The organism is Reichenbachiella sp. MSK19-1, from assembly GCF_003590315.1.
GTDB lineage: Bacteria > Bacteroidota > Bacteroidia > Cytophagales > Cyclobacteriaceae > Reichenbachiella > Reichenbachiella agariperforans.
In genome coordinates this window covers 884,794-904,464 of sequence record NZ_MIER01000015.1, presented here as the reverse complement: position 1 = coordinate 904,464, position 19,671 = coordinate 884,794, and the positions used below count along the sequence as shown (strand labels likewise).

General features: G+C 41.6%; 13 protein-coding genes. All 13 read left to right on the top strand.

Annotated features, from left to right (window positions below):
- Positions 1-13 precede the first annotated feature (13 nt).
- A complete protein-coding gene (locus BGP76_RS11630) occupies positions 14-826 on the top strand; it encodes a hypothetical protein (protein ID WP_221409884.1) in 813 nt (270 codons plus the stop codon).
- Between the two features lie 19 nt (positions 827-845).
- The gene (locus BGP76_RS11625) at positions 846-1,196 is read left to right on the top strand and encodes a hypothetical protein (RefSeq protein ID WP_147407456.1); all 351 of its coding nucleotides are present in this window, start codon (positions 846-848) and stop codon (positions 1,194-1,196) included.
- The gene (locus BGP76_RS11620) at positions 1,162-3,093 is read left to right on the top strand and encodes a phosphodiester glycosidase family protein (protein ID WP_119844783.1); all 1,932 of its coding nucleotides are present in this window, start codon (positions 1,162-1,164) and stop codon (positions 3,091-3,093) included. The genes BGP76_RS11625 and BGP76_RS11620 overlap by 35 nt, the downstream gene beginning before the upstream one ends.
- Positions 3,094-3,535: 442 nt before the next feature.
- On the top strand, positions 3,536-6,619 hold the full coding sequence (locus tag BGP76_RS11615) for a SusC/RagA family TonB-linked outer membrane protein (RefSeq protein WP_158584259.1): 3,084 nt from the start codon (positions 3,536-3,538) through the stop codon (positions 6,617-6,619).
- 19 nt (positions 6,620-6,638) lie between these two features.
- Positions 6,639-8,138 (top strand): SusD/RagB family nutrient-binding outer membrane lipoprotein, encoded by a 1,500-nt coding sequence (locus BGP76_RS11610; protein WP_158584258.1) that lies wholly within the window; start codon positions 6,639-6,641, stop codon positions 8,136-8,138.
- Positions 8,139-8,167: 29 nt separating this feature from the next.
- Entirely contained in the window at positions 8,168-8,938 is a 771-nt protein-coding gene (locus tag BGP76_RS11605; protein ID WP_073122135.1) for a hypothetical protein, read from the top strand.
- Positions 8,939-8,965: 27 nt separating this feature from the next.
- Entirely contained in the window at positions 8,966-10,615 is a 1,650-nt protein-coding gene (locus BGP76_RS11600; RefSeq protein ID WP_119844780.1) for a PKD domain-containing protein, read from the top strand.
- A 128-nt stretch (positions 10,616-10,743) separates the two neighbouring features.
- On the top strand, positions 10,744-13,506 hold the full coding sequence (locus BGP76_RS11595) for a family 10 glycosylhydrolase (protein ID WP_119844779.1): 2,763 nt from the start codon (positions 10,744-10,746) through the stop codon (positions 13,504-13,506).
- A gap of 246 nt (positions 13,507-13,752) precedes the next feature.
- Positions 13,753-15,660, top strand: a complete 1,908-nt coding sequence (gene nagB / locus BGP76_RS11590) for a glucosamine-6-phosphate deaminase (protein WP_119844778.1) — start codon at positions 13,753-13,755, stop codon at positions 15,658-15,660.
- A gap of 5 nt (positions 15,661-15,665) precedes the next feature.
- Positions 15,666-16,538: a hypothetical protein gene (locus tag BGP76_RS11585; protein ID WP_147407455.1), complete on the top strand. Its 873-nt coding sequence runs from the start codon at positions 15,666-15,668 to the stop codon at positions 16,536-16,538.
- A 20-nt stretch (positions 16,539-16,558) separates the two neighbouring features.
- Positions 16,559-17,386, top strand: coding sequence for an N-acetylmuramic acid 6-phosphate etherase (gene murQ, locus BGP76_RS11580; protein WP_073122124.1), 828 nt, complete (start codon positions 16,559-16,561; stop codon positions 17,384-17,386).
- Positions 17,387-17,516: 130 nt separating this feature from the next.
- Positions 17,517-18,197 carry an N-acetylmuramoyl-L-alanine amidase gene (locus tag BGP76_RS11575; RefSeq protein WP_119844776.1) on the top strand — a complete coding sequence of 227 codons (681 nt, stop codon included), beginning with the start codon at positions 17,517-17,519 and terminating at the stop codon, positions 18,195-18,197.
- A 12-nt stretch (positions 18,198-18,209) separates the two neighbouring features.
- Positions 18,210-19,670: a M14 family zinc carboxypeptidase gene (locus tag BGP76_RS11570; protein ID WP_119844986.1), complete on the top strand. Its 1,461-nt coding sequence runs from the start codon at positions 18,210-18,212 to the stop codon at positions 19,668-19,670.
- Position 19,671: the final 1 nt, after the last annotated feature.

Here is a 19,671-nt window from a genome sequence, read left to right as displayed (position 1 = left end):
TAAAGACGAAAAGATGAAAAAAGCGATATTAATTTTTCTGATGAGTGCAATAGCACTCGGTGCTAATAGCCAGTCGGTTCATGTGATAGGAGTAGAAAAACTGGATGTAACAGGGTATTACCCTCAGTTCGTTCCAGGCTCTGATGATATAATAGTCACAGGTCAAAATTTCAAAGGTTTGAAAGCTTATAACCTCACAACAAAGGATGAGATAGTTATTTCTGAGGAGTCAGGAGCGGGGTATGAAGCCGTTGTTCAATCTGATGAAGTAAGGTTTGATACCAAAGACCATGGGAGTTATTCTTATGTTTGGTCTAGTGGCTCACGTAGCAAAATCTCTGAGGAATCATTGGTTTCTGCACGACGAATCGGAACTGGTGTTTTTGCAGAAGCAACTCGTGACTTGAGAGCGATCGAAGTGAATGGTTTACAGGGCACAAAAGTTATTAAGCCATTGGGAGAAGCAGATTACCTTAATGTTTCGGTCTCTCCTGATCAAACCAAACTTGCGTTTCGTGTATCTGGTTTAGGTTCTTTTGTGACCGATATGGATGGAAATGTATTGCGTGAATTAGGTGATGTTGAGTTTCCTAAATGGGTAGATAACCACACGGTGCTTTATACCAATACCAAAGATGACGGCTATCAGTATGTTTCTTCTACTGTCATGATAGCTTCTTTGGATAACATCGAAGGAGCTAGTCGTTTGACTGATTTGAACAAACAAATTGCTCTTTTCCCAGCGGTTAATTCATTAGGAACCAAAGTGCTATTTCATACGCCGAATGGTGAGATCTATCTGCTCAATGTTGATAGAGAGCAATAGGGAGGATTAAAAGATGCCTTTGTCCAAGACTATACATCAGGTCAGTGCCATAGTTTTCGCACTGATCACCACAACAACAAGCTATGCCCAGACGAATGATGTCGTCTGGGCACCTAGGGTAGATTTGAATGAGAGCATGCCTCAGTCAGTCCGGTATTTCGAGAGCAAAACTGATTTGCTATACGAAAATGGGGTGAATGAAAAATTTAATGCTTTTTGCGTGATAGCCGATTTGAGTAAAGGGGAGGTGGCTGTTCGTGCGGTGTTGTCAACCCCACTAGATGAGCCTACTGACATAGCGAAGGAGTTAGGGACGAAAGTATACACGACCATCAATGGGGGGGTATTTCGGTGGGAATTCTTCCTATAGTCTGCTTGTGGACAATGGGGAAGTCAAAGCGCAGAATATTCGTGCTCTATCTAGAGCAGGGGGGACGTTTAACGTGACTAGAAGTGCTTTTTCTATTGATAATAATGGTAATGCGTCGATTGATTGGGTATATGGGTTGCCTACAGGAGAGGTTTGGAGTTATCCTTCTCCTCACCTCAATGTAGAGGGAGAAACGCCACAGCCAGAGCCTACCAAAGAAGTGCCAGCGTTTGGGACGGCACTTAATGCAAATGCAGCTGTAGGAGGAGGTCCTATCTTGCTCAAAAATAATGAATTGATCACTGATTATGGACCAGAGATGTTTCAGTCCGATATCACGACTTCCAAAGCACCCCGTACCGCTATAGGGTATACAGCTGACAACAAAGTCATAATGGTAGTAGTAGACGGTCGGCAAACACATAGCAAAGGAGTGACTTTGCCGTATTTGGCCAAAATCATGAAAGGGTTAGGTTGTGTAGATGCTATGAATCTCGATGGAGGAGGTTCGTCAGTCATGGCAGCCAATAAAGAAGTGATCAATCAACCCTCTGATGGAACGGAAAGAAAAGTTGCAACTGCACTCATGTTGGTGCCAGGGCCGAAAGTTATCGATACGGAGGATATGGGTTATATTGACAATGGAGCTACTTCTCCCTCGTTGGAAGTGACTCCATATGGAGATAGTCCTACCTTGTGGTGGGATGCAAGCACAGTAGCTGAGGCGGCTACTTATTCGTTTGAGGGTATAGTGCCAGCATATTATGCACTGGGTGTATGGTTTGAGCGTCATGAGAGTCAGTTAGAGGAAGTCGTCTATGACATCAAAACTAGCGGGGGGATCGAGACGGTAGTGCTGGATCAAAAGCACGGTGAAGCAGTGGCTCAGTTTCATGCATTGGGTACGTTTTACTTGACGCCAGATGATATATTAGAGATTAGAACCGAAGGGACAGGTGTTACTGGAAGGATAGCTCTGGATGCGGTTAAAATTCAAAAAAGAAGTCAGCCGCTACCGACTATTTCACTAGTGTCTGATCAGCTCAAGTATGCCACTGGTGAGACCATCAGTATAGCAGTACAGGCAGCACCCTATGCGTCGGATTTGCCATTGGCGTCTGCTAGACTTTGGGAGGACGGAGTGCTACTACAGGAGATTGAGGTTGAGGAGGCTGTTCAGGGTAACGAAGCACTATTCGATTTTTCTTACACTGTCACAGCCGGTGATTTCGAAAAAGTACCCTTGACCATAGAGGTACTGGATGAGTATGGGAATACTCAAACCAAGGAAGTTAGTTTAACTGTACGGAATTTGAGACCCTTTGTGAAGTTTGCCAGTACAACTAAAAACGAAATGATGGTTGATCATTATAAAAATGAGCCACTGCTTGTAGTACTAGATTTGAGTGCTGCATCAGTGAGTCGTCCTATTTATAAGTTTATCGTCTCCAAAAGCATAGATTCAGGAGAGACTTATGCGGTGATAGATGAACAGAGTTTTTCGGATAGCTTCCTAGAGAACACGGTTAATTATGAAACTTTCATTTCTTCAGATCAAAAAGTGGTGTACTTAAAATTCGAAGTTGAAGATGTGGTGGGGTATGTAGGTGAAGCCGTATTGCAGATCAATGTGCTAGATGAGGTGCTGGGTACTGAGGAGCAGGAGGGTGCATTTTACGCCTATGTTAACGATCGTACAATGCACTTGGGGCTACCTGGTCGATATATTTATCAGGTCAAACTCATCAACTTATCGGGCCGTACTGTACTGAATAAAAGCAGGATAGAAACCAGTAGATATAGTCAATTATTGCCATTATCAGTGAGTGGAGTGCATGTATTGAAGGTGTTGACCAGTGATGGGGAGTATATGTTACGGAAAATTGTTGTTTTGTAAGTTTTTAATAGGAAACAATTACTTATCGGGAGTGAAATACCGCATAAAAAAAGCGAATCAATCAGGTTCGCTTTTTTTATGCGTAGATGTTAGAAACAATTGGTTTTGAGTTGTTTAGATGCTTTTGTTCTTCTGTTCCCTAGGCTTGAGCCTAACTGTAAGATTTATAAACCCCACTTATAAATAGGTTATGCGTGTTTTTCTGATATTGTTAAACGCTGTATCTCTAGTGGTTAAAGACAGTTGTCCTGTTTTGGCATGGTGTACCTTCAGGCTTCTAATGTGAGTGTTTCTTTGCTTTGTTTTATGGTTTTTGTCATGTGTATATGTGTTTGTTGTTGTTTTTGCATAAAAAATGCATAAAACGTGCATTAATATTGCGTTAAGCCTGAGTTATTGATTATATTGCTGTATGATTCTTAACAAAAATGAACATAGCTGCATGAAATCGATAAGAGTACTACTGATTTTGAGTTTTTGCTCAATGATATCACTGGTTCACGCACAGAGCGTGACAGTTAAAGGTCAAGTTCTGGATGAAAGTGACAATTCTTCATTACCTGGTGTTTCTGTACTGTTGAAAGGAAGTTCGACGGGTACGGTGACGGATTTGGATGGTAACTATTCTATTGCTGTTGATGTCAGTCAAAAGCCAGTTTTAGTTTTTTCTTTTATTGGCTTCCAAAAGCAAGAGATTTCTGTAGGGAGTAAAAAAGTCGTGGATGTTCGCATGTCTGTAGATGCTACAGAGCTGAATGAAGTAATCGTGACTGCAATGAATATCACGCAAAATAAGCGAGACCTGAATTACGCAGCCCAGGACATCAAGTCAAAGGAGATTACAGAATCTCAACAGCAAAATCTCGTCAATGGAATGCAGGGTAAAATAGCTGGGGTGCAAGTCACTGCATCTTCTGGATCACCAGGAGCCTCGTCATCTATTGTCATTAGAGGGGGAACTTCTATCTCCGAGGGGAGAAGTAACGAACCGTTATTTGTAATAGATGGTATCATCATGGATAACTCCACCTTTGAAGGAAGTGGTAATGCTGCGATGGATATTAACCCGGATGATATCGCGTCCATGACAGTTCTCAAAGGACCTAGTGCTGCGGCTCTATATGGTATAGGCGCAGGTAATGGCGCAGTGATTATAACCACTAAAACAGGGCAAGCAGGAAAGATCCAAGTAACTTTTGGGTCAACGGTTGCGCTGGATAGAAAATTTAAAACCCACGAAGCACAAACGACCTATAGTCGAGGGCTGAGTGGTGTAGTAGATGATGAGACCTATCAAATGTGGGGTCCTGCCTATCTACCTTCAGACAAAACGTATAATAATATCGATGAGTTTTTTCAAACAGGTGTTCAGCAAAAGTACGATTTGAATATTAATGGTGGGTCTGAGAAAGCTAAATTCTACATGTCTGTTTCGAATAACAACCAAACAGGTATTGTCCCAGGTGAAAGCTATAACAGGTTCAATTTCCTCCTAAAAGGATCTTCACAGTTGCGTCATAATTTGAATGTTACGGCATCTGTCAATAGTATCTGGTCTGAGAATGTAAGAGGTGGATCGGGAAGTATGTACAACGTATTTAACTGGCCTTCTGATGACCAAATGTCTGACTACCTCAATGCAGATGGGAGTAAAAAGTGGCTGATACCAGCGGATAACCCGACTGATCTTACGCTTAGAAATAGAGAAAATCCCTATTGGTATGTGAATAATAACCTGCCAGAGTATGATGTTAATCGTACGATTAGCCAAGTGTTTTTTGACTGGGACATTATAAAGCCTCTGAAGCTGACTTATAGAGTGGGGATGGATCGTTCGGGGCAGTATTATAAGAATCCAACCGTGCCAGAGAGTACGAGTAGTTATTATGGACGTATATATGAGTCTGATCTATCCAAAGAACGATTTACGTCAACGCTGAATCTTAGTTTTTCTAAGATGTTTAACGAGACATGGGATGTATATGTGTTAGGTGGGGCAAACGTTGATATGACCGAAGCGCGTAAGCTTAGTTATACAGGGTCGAATTTTTTACTTCCTAACCTTATTAGTATTAATAATACTGATCCAGAAGCTTTTTTGTTACCCGTTCAAGGTACTACCAGGCGAAGAGTACTGGGGACATATGGTGAGGTTAGAGTAGACTACAAAGGAATAGCTTCCTTAGGGGTCACTGGACGTAATGATTGGACTTCAACGATCGCCCCAGGTAGTAATTCCTTCTTTTATCCATCGGTGACGGCAGGCTTTGTGTTTACTGAGGCATTGGGGGGGATTTTAGACCCAGTACTTTCATTCGGTAAGTTCAGAGCGAGTTGGTCAGAATCTGGTCAAGATGCTAACGCAGAGAGTTTGGATGTAGTACTGGAGCAGTATCCAGGCCCAGGGGGAGGGTATAAGCATGATTATTATGCGGGTAATCCCTACCTAAGACCAGAATCATTAAAAGCGCTAGAGCTGGGTGTTAATTTGGCTTTCTTTAAAGGGAGAGTTAACCTGGATGTGGCCTATTATGACCAGGGGTCGTATGATATGATCATCCAAAACAGAATCTCAACAGCTTCTGGCTGGGTTATTCAGACTTTCAATACGGGAGATATGAGTAACAAGGGTTGGGAAGTGATTCTTGATGCGAACGTGTTGAATAACAATGGTCTGCGATGGGATGTAAAAGGTAATTTTTCTCGAAATAGATCGAAGCTATCTAATTTGCCTGGATACATATCTAGACTCCCAGTGACTACAGGGCAGATTATCAATGAAGCAAAGCCGATAGCATTGATAGGTCAACCGCTATATGCAATAGAAGGTATTCCTTTCCTTCGCAATCAGGATGGTGATATCGTGATGGATGATAATGGGTACCCGAGATGGGGGACTTATGAAACGGATGAAAATGGAGATTATACCTATGACTCTGATGGCAATATCAATGTGTCACAGGAGAATGTCTTCCTAGGTAATCGAGAGCCTGATTGGTTATTGGGTATTACCAATACATTTAGCTATAAGCGATTTGGTCTGTCATTCCTATTTGATATTAAAAAAGGTGGAGATGTGATCAATGTTACTGCTAGCTCTATGATGAGCAATGGTACGCATGCAATGATCGATGAATATAGAAATATACCTTACCTCTTTAGTGGGGTAGTAGAGACACCTGAGGGGTTTGTAGCCAATGAAGAAGAGGTCGTTTTGGATGACTACTATTTCAGAAACGTCCACCGAAGAGTTGGTGAAAATTTTGTCGAGGATGGCTCATGGGTTAAGCTTAGATATGTCGCTTTGAGCTATGATATGGGTGCGATTGCTGAACGAATCAAAATGCAAAAATTGAGTTTCTCGGTAACAGGTAGAAACCTATTTATGTGGACCAAGTATTCTGGAGGTGACCCTGAGAATGATTACAGTGGGTCGTCTGTAGGAGGTGCGGGTACTATAGGGGTAGATTATTACAATGTACCTACGACACAGGGGATTACCTTCAGCCTAAAAGGAACTTTTTAAATAAGTAATGCGAACAACGATGATGAAAAATATACTTACATATTTCATGGCTTTCACTTTGGTACTTAGCAGTGTCAGTTGTGAGGATTTCTTAGATGTTAATGTGGACGAAGATCAGCCAAGTTCGGCTACTCCAAACTTACTAATTTCGCCGATCATAGCGCTTATGTCAACGAACTGCTATGAGCAAGGGGAAACTACGGCATATTTTACACAGCAATTGACGACACTGAGCGGATTTAACTCTGTCAAAGATAGATGGGATTACTCTAGTGTGACTCGAGTAGGATTGTTTAGACGTCATTTTCATGATGTAGCTAGTAATGCTTGGAATTTGATTAGAACTTCTCAAGCGGAAGGGTCAGGAAACTATGAGGCTATAGGTCATATTATTATGGTTTTGTCGACGCAGACCGCTACTGATTTGTTTGGTGATATGCCTTATTCTGAGGCACTCAAAGGAAACCCTTCTCCTCCATATGACGATCAATCAGTTATATATGATGGTATGTTGGAGGAGATCGAACTGGCTATTGATCTGTTAGAATCACCAGATGAAACGGATAGAGCTTTGATTAATGATACAATGTTTGATGGAGATTTGTCTAATTGGTTGGCTTTTGCACATGCTATCAAGGCAAGGATTCTCCTTCATATGACACCAAATGTGAATCAAGACTACCAACCTATAATTGATGAGGTGGATTTAGCCTTGTCGGGTTGGACTGACCCAGTGTTTGATCTTTATGATTCGTCGGCTAACCTTTACTTAGTTAATCAGTGGGGGCCGATGGCTGCTAACCCAGAATGGGATTATGTTCCCAATATCTTGAACTCCAGTGCGCCGACTACATTCTTTTTGGAGAGCGTGATGGGTTTTGACCCAATTACACAAACGATAAATGATCCACGGATGCCGCTATTGGTTAAGCCAAATGCGAGCGGGGAGTACCTTTCTATCATTGCATCTGAAGGGAAGAATGCTTTGCTAGAAGATGAAGATTACCCTGATCTTTTCGGGAGTTATATGACTAGAAACGATTCTGAGCAGCCTTTTATGACTATTGAAGAGTTATATTTTATCAAGGCAGAGGCTGCTTTTCAGTCAGGAGATAAAGGGATGGCTTTTACAGCTTTTCAGATGGGTGTAGAAGCACACATGAAAAGAGTAGGGGTGGATGCAGTAGATATTGCAGCTTTCATGTCCAGCAGTATGGTGCCTCAGTCAGTGGCCGAACTGCAATTGTCTGACGTCATGATGCAAAAATGGCTGGCTCTTTACTTGCAGGCAGAGGCTTGGGTGGATATGCGCAGGTATCAGTATGATGATCAGGTATACCCAGGTTTGACCAAGCCTGAAAACCTAGCAGTGTTTTGGTCTGATGATGATACAGAATGGATTCAAAGAATAGCTTATGATAATCAGACTGAAGAGATCTATAACAAACCTGAATTGGAACGCTTGGGAGCATTTCAAAACCCTGAGTGGTTAAAGGTGAAAATGTGGTGGGCTCAATAAAATTAATAAAGACAAGAAATACTTATAAGATGAAAAAATCAATAACGATACTTCTTTCTGTCCTAGGTCTGATGACTTGGTCGAGTTGTGAAGAAAATAACGTTTTCGATGATCTGGGCGCTGCACAAGGTAGTACGCTTGCAGATGTGTATTTTGAACCGTTTGCCCCTAAGCTACAGGCGGGCGTTGAGGTCGAGAAGTTTGTTCAGTTCTGGTCTGTAGATGACTATTTCGAGTATACTGGATTATGGGAATATGTCTACCTATTTCAAGACATGACTGTGGAAGTAGAAGGCGTGATTTACGAGTCTAGTACGAGCGATGAGTTTGCTGATTGGACAGAGGTTCAGGCTTATCCATTTGACTATGCAGACTTTAATCCAGAGGAAAAAGCGTACGTCAAAACCATTACTTATCAGGTAGATAATGCTTATGATTTGGTGAGCTTGGATAAAGATGATTTGACGGTTACTGAATTTATAGAACAGACTCCAGAGGAGTATCAAGAAGATGTGTTCTCGTTTTACAGTGAAGAGTTAGGCAAGGATGCGTTACAGAACATCATAGTAGGTAATGGACTGATGACGCAGTCTGAATTTGATGCCTTGTATGATGAGAATGGTAATTTGACAGATGCTGGTCAGGCAGAAGTTATTGCCAGTTTTGAGCAACTCGGATTAGCATCTCTGATAGGCGATAGCTATACAGTTGAGAATGAATATCAAATCACCCTAGGCTACCGTGTGACCAATGGCAGTCAGAAGTTTAATGACGCTAGAAGGTCATTTTTAGTATTCTAAATTTTAAACAACTTAAATTTTATTTTTATGAAAAGTGTTTACACTCTATTGAATAAGGCAACCATTGTGTGTCTTGTATTAGGATTGGCGCTATTTAGTGCTTGTAAGGATGACGCAGAGTCAGTTCCTGATTACCGCGTAGCGTTCTCGGTTAGCAATGAAAACCCACAAGCGGGCGAGGAAGTTACTTTTACTAACGCCTCTACTGGTGGTGATAGTTTCGAATGGACTTTCGGGGATGGTGGCACGTCTGGCGATAAGAATCCAGTTTATACATATGAGGAGTCAGGAGCTTATACTGTTACGTTGATGGTAGATGGTTTTGAGGAATTGTCTGCTACTAAGGATATCACTGTAGGAGATCCTGTGCCTGTGATCATGATGTCTGTAGAGACTATCGAGGCAGGTGCTGAAGTGGTTTTTACTGCTGAAGTTTATAATCCAGATGGAGAAGAATTGACTTATGCATGGGATTTTGGTGCAACTGCTACAGGTGCTGATCTAGTGGATGGTATGACTACTGTTGCTGCTCCAGCTGTTGCATTTACTGAAGCGGGTGCAGTTGAAGTGATGTTGACAGTGACATTAGCAGGTGAAGAACTATCTACTAGTGCAACGTTAGATGTTAAAGCTCAGTTGGCTAAGACACTTATCTTCACAGTAGTGGATTACGAATCTGGTGATGGTTCATTGTATTGGAAAAAACTATACACAGGTGATGCTGTTTCTGTAGCTGAGGATATGAATGTACCTACTGCGTCTCACCCGTTGACGGTAAGAATCCATGATAACAGAGTGTATGTTTTTGATGCAGGTTTGGGTATTGCATTTTCTTCTGATGAAGCCGCTGAGGCTGATGGTACGATCTATAGTGTAGATTTGGACGACCCTACTGATTATGTGTCTATTATGGATTTTGCTGGTGGTTCTGGTGACTATACTACTGACCCATTCTTTGGAGATGTATCGGATACCAAAATTTACTTCGGAGACAGAAGAAACGGTATAACTGCTATCGATATTACTACTGAAAATGCAACTTATACTACAGCTGATTATCCTTATTGGGTTGTTAATAATCAGTTAGGTTACTATTCTTCTTGGAGAACTGATGGTGGACCTACTTATGGATGGGGAGCACTCAACGGTTCTTTCTATGTTAGAGACAATGGTGGTAGCGAAGAATTCTGGTGGGCTAAAAACTCTAACCACAAAGGGTTGTGGAAATTTGAGTCAGGTGATATCACTGATTTAGAATCTGCTACACCTGCAGTACCTGCATTGGGAGGTATCTTGACTAGCGAAGCAGTAAGAGCCTTTGAGGTAGATGAGACGAATCAGAAGGTTTACTTCTCTATTAATTTTGTAAACGGTACCAATGAAATGGGATTATATAGAGCTGATCTAGATGGCACGAACATTGAATTGATCGATGATACGAGATGGCATTCAGAAGGTGGTGACAGTGAGAGAACTGGTATCACTGGTATCGCTGTAGATGCTGAAGGTGGATATGTGTACTGGGGGTATAGAGCACCAGCAGATGCTGATCCTGAGGTTAATCCACTAGAAGTGAATAGTGTGAAAAGATGGAAAATCGATGGGTCAGGTGACGTTGAAATTTATGTTGCTGACGTATGGGTATATGGTCTAGCTATTGATCAAGTGAAAAAATAATGCTCATTAATATTAATGACAAGGTTACTGAATAATTAAATATAGAGTCGACCTGAGAGGGTCGACTCATTTTTTATCCTCCGATAATGCCAACCTTCCTTTCCAGCTAATAAGAAAATAGTAATTAGATGAAAAAACACGCTTGCTTTCGACAAAGTATTACCCACTATAGTCTTTGTACTATAGCTATTCTATTGCTGATGATGTGCTCACTCGAGGCATCATGGGGGCAAACTTACAAGGCTGAATACCGTGCGGTGTGGGTAGCGTCAGTTAGTAATCTCGACTGGCCTAGTTCTGCCAATCGTACTAATATGGAAGCACAGAAGCAGGAATTGATTGATATCTTAGATTCGGCAGCTGCTTGGAATCTCAACGCAATATTTCTGCAAATAAGACCGCAGTCCGATGCATTTTATGAGTCAGCACTTGCTCCTTGGTCGGAGTATGTGTCAGGCGCTAGAGGGACTAGTCCAGGATATGATCCTTTGGCTTTTGCAATCGAAGAAGGCCACAAACGTGGTATAGAAATTCATGGATGGCTCAACCCTTATCGTTACGAAACCTCTCTTGGCAAGAATGACGGAAAACCAGGCGACTACAATGCGGATCATCCAGAGTGGATGCTTCGATACGAAACTTCTAGAATTTTCAATCCAGGTGTTCCAGAAGTAATGGAGCATCTCAAAGATGTTGTAGGAGAGATAGTGAATAACTATGACATAGACGGGATACACTTTGATGATTACTTCTACCCATACTCGGGCACGAGCAACGAAGATCAAGCTACCTACGAAACCTATGGAGGGGATTTTGATGATATAGGGGATTGGAGAAGAGATAATGTAAATACCATGATTGGAATGGTTAAGGATACCATCGAATCTCTAAAGCCTTATGTACGGTTTGGAATCAGTCCATTTGGTATCCATGGCAATGGTGAAAATCCAGAGGGAATCTCAGGTCTAGATGCATACAATGCAATCTATACCGATGCTGAGCAGTGGTTGAGTTCTGGCAATATTGACTATGTGTGTCCACAGCTATACTGGCCTACAGGTGGAGCACAAGACTTTGCGACATTGCTCCCGTGGTGGGCAGAGCTTGCTTATGAAAATGATCGTCACGTCATGGCAGGGCATGGAATATACAGGTATGCCAACAATCCAGATGTTTCGGCTCGTGGAAGAGCCACAATTCATGAAGATAAAAAATATTTTGATGTTGATGATCCGAACGGGCGTACTCTAGCGGATCCATGGACATTGGAGCAGATTTCGACACAGATCGATATCGTACGGGACAACAGGGATATCAATGCCTTGGGTGGATGTTTTTTTCGCTACCAAGATTTTATCCGTGTCAATGGAATCAAAGATCAGATAGTCGAAAATCACTATCAAGATGTAGCATTGATGCCATCTATGACGTGGAAGACAAGCGAAACCCTAACCGCTCCTGCTAACCTGCACTGGGATGAAGACGAATCAGGTATATACTTTTTGAGTTGGGATGAGGGGAATAGCGCAGATAGATATGTGTTGTACGCATCCTCTACTGACTCACCTACAGAAGCGTTTTTTGAAGACCCTGCAAATATTTTGCGAGTTGTATATGGTGACTATTACTATATAGAGGATGGGGATATGAATAGTGATGTACGTCCGTACTTGTTCATGTCAACCTACGACCGCTATGGCAATGAAAGTACTGAGCGATCGATGATTGAAGTAGATGCTCCTGTAGGTGTGCCGACATTGGCGAGTCCAGAGGATGAGAGCACTAGTCAGCCTACGGATTTTGATTTTGAGTGGACATCAGTCCCTAATACTCAGTCGTATTTGTTAGAACTATCTCTTTCAGAGGATTTTGCTCAGATTGATTTAACTCAGACGGTTTCAGGAACTTCTTTTAATGCTACAGGTATAGAGCTTTTGGGTGATACGCAGTATTATTGGAGGGTTTCTCCTGTCAATTTTGCAGGTACTGGATCGGCGAGTGTGGTCTATTCGTTTAGTACAGGGTTCCCTTCTATACCTAGTATCGTATCTCCTGTGACTGGTTCAGATTTGATCCCATTGAAACCACTGTTCGAATGGAGTCAAGATGATTTGGTTACAGGAGTCACTTTAGAGATAGCACGCGGGGGAAGCCAATTCGAAAGCTACAATGTGGTTTTTACTGAAACACTCGGAGGAGTGAGTGAGTATCAAATGACAGAGGAACTCGACGAATGGACAACCTATCATCTACGACTCAAGGTGTTTAATGATTTAGGAGAGAGTATTTGGGTCTACAGTAGTTTCAAAACATTGATCGTACTCCCTGAGCCTTCCGTGATTTATTCACCGCTCATGCAGAGTAATCTATTAGAGGGAGATGTTTTAGAGGTGGAATGGAGTAAATCTGATTTGGCTAAGGGATATAAGGTGACGATTTCATCGGACGCTGAGATGTCTACTGTTATTGACACTTTTGAGAGTTTTTCAGTGAATGATACTACCACGTCTTTTAGTGGCTTGATGGGAGGTGATTATTATGTATCGGTTCAGGGTAAAAATGTCGGTGGGTATGGACAACCTGCACAGGTATCCATTAGCATAGATAAAATCTTAGGGGTGTATGATGACTTATCAGATGAAATAGCGCCAGCAATGCAGGCTATTTATAGCATGTCTGGTGATGTGAAAGTGGTATTTAGAGATGCCGATGTAAGCGTATCTAATCTGGAACTGTATAATGTGCTAGGGAGGAGGCTTTCGATCCCAGATTTGAACTATGATGCATCGAATGCCCCTGTGTTGAGGTTAGAAGGTCAAATGCCAGGCGCTTTGATTTTAATACTGAGAACTGATAGTACCTATGAGAGAATTAAAGTGCTAATAAGGTAGTTCTAACGATTTGCATGCTTTGTTTTTGATTTATTGCATGTTTTTGGTTTTAAACGTGCAATAAAAATGCAAATAGTGATTTTATTTTGCGTTCATTGTGTAAATTTGCATTAGTTAGTAATTGTTTTAGAGCTGTGGTTTTTTATTCGCACTATGACCACAGGTTAGTATTAGAGTTTGAAATTGTTAGTCATCAGAGGAGTGGATCATAGTCTAAGCTCCTCTGATCTAATTTTAGATCCAAAAATGGAAAAAACGAGTATAGAAAGTCCAATAGAAATTTTTGAACATTCCCTAGAGGCTTCAAAGAAGATAGCGAGTAGAATCGCACAGTTGATTATAGCAAAGAAGGAGGTAGGTCAGATGGCTGTTTTGGGGTTGGCTACAGGATCATCTCCGATAGAGGTTTATAATGAACTGGTACGAATGCATCGTGAAGAGGCATTGAGTTTTCAGAATGTCATTACGTTTAATCTTGATGAGTATTTTCCAATGGCACCTGATCGTGAGCAGAGTTACCATCGGTTTATGAACGAGTACTTGTTTGATCATGTAGACATACTTCCAGAAAATATCCATATCCCAGATGGAACCTTGACTAGTGTAGAGTCAGTGAATAAATATTGTCAAGCGTATGAGGAGAAAATAGACGAAGTAGGAGGAATAGATTTACAGATTTTAGGGATTGGACGTACGGGGCATATTGGTTTTAACGAACCTGGGTCAACTTTAGAGTCTATTACTAGACTGGTGACCTTAGATAACAAGACTCGTGTAGATGCAACCAAAGACTTTTTCGGCAAACACAATGTACCCAAAAATGCCGTTACCATGGGGATCAGTACGATTCTAAAATCGAAACAGGTTGTACTCATGGCTTGGGGGGAAGGTAAAGCGGAGATCGTAGAGCGTGCGATCAATGGTCATATGTCCTCGCAAGTACCAGCGACCTTTCTACAAAACCATATGAATGTCACTTACTATTTTGACATGCCGGCAGCATCAGAACTAGCTCAGGTGAAGACGCCTTGGTTATTGGATTCGATCACATGGGATGCCCTAATGGTTAGAAAAGCAGTTGTATGGTTGTGTGAGATACTAGGGAAACCGATTTTGACCTTGACCAATGAGGACTACAATGAAAACGGCCTTAGTGAGTTGCTGACCAAACGGGATTCAGCCTATAAGATTAATATTGAAGTTTTTAATCAACTACAGCATACGATTACTGGATGGCCAGGAGGCAAGCCTAATGCTGATGATAGCCAGAGACCAGAACGAAATACGCCTTTTCCTAAGCGCACACTTATATTTAGTCCACACCCAGATGATGATGTGATTTCTATGGGAGGGACTTTGTTGCGATTGGTAGAGCAAGGGCACGAAGTACATGTTGCTTACCAAGTGTCTGGTAATATCGCTGTGTTTGACGAGTATGCTTACAACTATCTGGATTTTATGTGTGATTACAATCAAATGATAGATGTAAAAAACGAAAAACTGATAGCACTCCGAGACGAGGTTCGTGACTATATGCAGTCGGATCAAAGTGGTAATAAGGCACCAGATGCACTAAGGGAGCTCAAAGGGCAACTTAGAAAAAATGAAGCCAAAGCGGCATGTCGTTATTGTGGTGTCGATGAGAAGAATTTGCATTTTATGAACCTACCGTTTTATGAGACGGGAGAGGTGAAGAAGAAGCCTTTGGGCGAAGAAGATATTCAATTGACGATGGAGCTACTCCAAGAGCAGCAGCCTCATCAGGTGTTCTTAGCAGGTGATTTGTCTGATCCACATGGTACACATAGAGTGTGTTTGGAAGCCATCTTTGAAGCTATGCGCCGTCTCAAAAATGAAGCTTGGACGGACAACTGTAAAGTATGGATGTACCGAGGTGCGTGGCAGGAATGGGATATTGCTGATATAGAGATGGCAGTACCGATTAGCCCTGAGGAGCTGATGAAAAAGAGGCAAGCTATTTTTAGACATCAATCTCAAAAAGATGGAGTGGCATTTCCAGGTAGTGACGCACGTGAGTTTTGGCAAAGAGCTGAGGATAGAAACAGACATACCGCTAGACAATATGATAAACTAGGGATGGCACAGTATGAAGCCATGGAGGCTTTTGTAGAATGGGATTTTAAAAACGAATAGAAAGGTTGAATAGTCATAAGCAAATGATTTTGTTGGCAGAAAGTGGTTCGACCAAGACCAGTTGGAAATTGATAGATCCAGACGGATCAGTTAAGTCTTTTTCCAGTCCAGGGATCAACCCTGTCTTGCAACGTAGTGGTCAAATAGAAGAGGATCAGGCTGGGTATTTATCTCCTATCCATGGAGAGCAGGTAGATGAGGTCTATTTCTATGGTGCAGGCTGTGGAGGAACAGAGTCCAGCGGGAGTGTCAGAGAATGGTTGTCATCACTGTTTCCATCAGCGACACTGACGGTGGATAGCGACCTGATTGCTGCAGCTAAATCTTTGTTCGGGGATGATAATGGTGTAGTAGCGATACTAGGTACGGGTTCCAATTCTTGTTATTATGAAGATGGGGAGATAAAGAGAGGAGTACCTAGTTTAGGTTATATACTAGGAGATGAAGGGAGTGGTAATCAGATAGGTAGTCAGTTGATCGCTGACTACCTCAGAGGAGTCATGCCTACCGAAATTCAAAATTTCATAAGAGAACAATTCAATATTACGGAATCGTCCGTATTGACACAGGTTTATTCACAGCCATATCCTAATCGATATATGGCAAGTTTCGTGGCTCCTATATCTAAAGCTTTTGGGGATCATCGTTACTTTCAAAACGTTTTAGAGTCACAGTTTAGAGCTTTTTTTGACAATTGTTTATCCAAATATAGTGAGTTGGGCTATTGTCAAATAGGGTTTGTTGGATCCATTGCATATCATTTTAGACCCATGTTGAAAAAACTATGTGAGGTCTACGAGTTTGACTTGCGAGCAGTGAACGAGAAACCTATAGATCAATTGATCGAGTATATTAAAACCAATCAAAAAACACATTAATACACATTAAAAGAATAGATATGACGATAACTGAATCACCATCTAACTTTAGTGATCTTGATAAAATGAGTGTATTAGAATTACTGTCTAATATCAATAAAGAAGATCATGGAGTATCCAAAGCTGTAGAGAAAGTAATACCTCAAGTCCAGCTATTGGTCGAGGGTATAGTTAGACGAATGAAAAAGGGAGGAAGGTTATTCTATATAGGAGCGGGTACTAGCGGTAGACTAGGTATTCTGGATGCATCAGAATGTCCACCTACCTATGGCGTCTCTCAGGGATTGATTGTAGGGATCATCGCTGGAGGAGATCAAGCGATTAGAGTAGCTGTTGAAAATGCTGAAGATGATGAGAATCTGGCGTGGGAAGAACTATCCAAGTATGATATCAATGAGTTAGACTCAGTGATTGGGATCGCTGCGTCAGGTAATACTCCCTATGTAGTAGGTGGTGTGAAAAAAGCCAAAGAGATGGGGATATTCACTGGAGGGATTTGTTGCAATATTGATACCAAACTGGTGGCGGTCGCAGACCATACGGTCGAGGTGATTGTTGGTCCTGAGTTTGTTACAGGAAGTACACGTATGAAAGCAGGGACTGCTCAAAAACTAGTGCTCAATATGATTTCGACTTCTGTCATGATCAAGCTGGGCAAAGTAAAGGGCAACAAAATGGTGGATATGCAATTAAGCAATAAGAAACTGGTAAAGCGCGCTATTCGTATGATTATCGAAGAAACTGGCGTAGAGCACGATGTTGCCGCAGAACTACTGGATAAGTATAAATCCGTAAGAAATGCTGTGGACAACTATAAGGGCGTAACGCAAGGGGTATTAAGTAAGTAAAGTATTCAGGCTAAGGTTCGTTATAGTATTTTAGTTTTGTCCTGACCTTTTAATTGGCGATGTTTCGGTGATTAAAAGGTCAGGACAAAATTCTTTTTAGTACTTGCGATACAATTTAATATTTGTTTAAATGAGAAATGGGATTTGTCTTTGGGTATTGGTATTGATGGTCTTTGCTTCCTGTGAGGAAAATAAGATAGTGGATAGACCGGTTAGTTTTGATCAAGAGCGAGTGGATTTGACTCTGCAGTATCTCGACGAACACTATGGTCTGGTACAGGAGAAGCCGACGATCGATCCTAAGATGATTGTAGTCCACTATACGGTGATCCCTACATTAGAGAAGTCTATAGCAGCTTTCGAAAATTCTAAGTTGCCCAACTGGAGACCAGAGATTGCAGGAGCAGGAGCACTGAATGTATCTGCTCATTTTTTGGTCAATCAAGATGGGACTATATATCGCCTGATGCCAGAGAACTACATGGCAAGACATGTCATAGGACTCAATCACTGCGCCATAGGAATTGAAAATGTAGGAGGTACGGAGGCAGTACCGTTAACTCCCTCTCAGGTCAAAGCCAATGTATGGCTCGTTTCGTATCTCAAAGAGAAGTATGATATTCAATATTTGATCGGTCATGACGAGTATACATTGTTCGAAGGGCATGATCTATGGTTGGAAAAAGATGCCGGTTACCGTACCGTGAAGTCTGATCCAGGCAAAGCTTTTATGGCTGCAATTAGAGAGCAGACGGATGATTTGGGATTCTTGCCATTGCCTGAGCCAAAGTTGAAAACACCTCTACAATAGTTGTCTATAGATATGATAAAGAGATTTTATTTAGTCCTATTCTTCTTGCCTACATTAGCGATGAGTCAACCGACTTTTGACAAGTTATACGAGGGATATGAAGACTATCGTGAGCCGACGCTGACACATCTAAGATTCAAACATGCGGACATACAGCCGCTCATTGAACAGTATAAAGAGATCAAAGGATTCGAGGTTAGTGTATTAGGGCATTCTATCGATGGACGTAGTGTCTCTATGATTTCTGTAGGTACTGGAGATACTGATATTTTGCTATGGTCTCAGATGCATGGTGATGAATCTACGGCTACTATGGCGATTTTCGATATGCTTAACTTTTTGTCGGATAAAAAATCGTTTAAAAAAGAGAAAAAAGAATTGCTGAAACAGGTGCGGTTGCATTTTGTGCCTATGTTGAACCCAGATGGTGCTGAGGTATTTCAAAGGCGCAATGCGCTTGATATTGATATCAACAGAGACGCGCTACGTTTGCAAACATCAGAGGGACAAATTCTCAAGGCGGTTCGGGATAGTTTAGATGCTGAGTTTGGGTTTAACCTTCACGACCAAAGTCGCTATTATAATGCTGAGCGCACGGCTAAACCAGCTACGATTTCTTATTTAGCTCCTGCTTACAATTATGATAAGGATATCAACGATGTCCGAGCCAATGCCATGAAAGTCATCGTATTGATGAATGACATTATCCAAAAATATGTACCTGGTCAAGTAGGACGTTATTCGGATGATTTCGAACCTCGCGCCTTTGGAGACAATATTCAAAAATGGGGGACTAGTGCTATTTTGATCGAGTCAGGAGGTCAGTACAATGATCCCGACAAGCAGGAAATTCGCAAACTCAATTACATGTCTATTCTTGCTGCTATTTTCAGTATAGCGGACGAGAGTTATGCTCAGGTGTCTATAGACCGTTATGAAGAAATACCTCAAAACGACAGAAAACTATTTGATCTAAAAATAGAAAATTTGACTTACGTCCGAAATGGAAAGCCTTACCAGATGGACGCTGGGATACATCATTATCAAATCGATAATGAGGCACATGATGATTATCATTTTGTGGGAAAAATTTCCGAGGTGGGAGATTTGTCAACCTATTATGGTTTTGAGACTTTGGACGCTACAGGACTGACCTATCGAGAGGCAGGAGTGGTAGACGGGTCGAGCGATAGTTTAGCGATCAGTACGGATGAGTTGCTAGGCTATCTGAGAGAAGGTAAAGCGTGGATCAAAACAGATTCTATCTCTGCAGAGACTAAGTACAGTGAGTGGCCGATCAACCTGACAACTACCGCTGATATGGATAAACTAAAAGCTGATTTGAAGCTGAGAAGTGGTGCTACATTTCTGCTGATGGAGGACGAAAAGGTTCGCTATGTAGTGCTTAATGGTTTCTTGTATGATGTGAAATCAAATCAGCTCAAGATAAAAAATGGTGTGATTGTTCGGTAGT

What these genes read in the sequence shown, in the direction of transcription:
- BGP76_RS11575 (WP_119844776.1), top strand. Translation starts at nt 17,517, where the DNA reads ATGAGAAATGGGATTTGTCTTTGGGTATTGGTATTGATGGTCTTTGCT.
- BGP76_RS11600 (WP_119844780.1), top strand. Translation starts at nt 8,966, where the DNA reads ATGAAAAGTGTTTACACTCTATTGAATAAGGCAACCATTGTGTGTCTT.
- BGP76_RS11630 (WP_221409884.1), top strand. Translation starts at nt 14, where the DNA reads ATGAAAAAAGCGATATTAATTTTTCTGATGAGTGCAATAGCACTCGGT.
- BGP76_RS11570 (WP_119844986.1), top strand. Translation starts at nt 18,210, where the DNA reads ATGATAAAGAGATTTTATTTAGTCCTATTCTTCTTGCCTACATTAGCG.
- nagB (WP_119844778.1), top strand. Translation starts at nt 13,753, where the DNA reads ATGGAAAAAACGAGTATAGAAAGTCCAATAGAAATTTTTGAACATTCC.
- BGP76_RS11605 (WP_073122135.1), top strand. Translation starts at nt 8,168, where the DNA reads ATGAAAAAATCAATAACGATACTTCTTTCTGTCCTAGGTCTGATGACT.
- BGP76_RS11620 (WP_119844783.1), top strand. Translation starts at nt 1,162, where the DNA reads ATGGGGGGGTATTTCGGTGGGAATTCTTCCTATAGTCTGCTTGTGGAC.
- BGP76_RS11615 (WP_158584259.1), top strand. Translation starts at nt 3,536, where the DNA reads ATGAAATCGATAAGAGTACTACTGATTTTGAGTTTTTGCTCAATGATA.
- BGP76_RS11610 (WP_158584258.1), top strand. Translation starts at nt 6,639, where the DNA reads ATGATGAAAAATATACTTACATATTTCATGGCTTTCACTTTGGTACTT.
- BGP76_RS11595 (WP_119844779.1), top strand. Translation starts at nt 10,744, where the DNA reads ATGAAAAAACACGCTTGCTTTCGACAAAGTATTACCCACTATAGTCTT.
- murQ (WP_073122124.1), top strand. Translation starts at nt 16,559, where the DNA reads ATGACGATAACTGAATCACCATCTAACTTTAGTGATCTTGATAAAATG.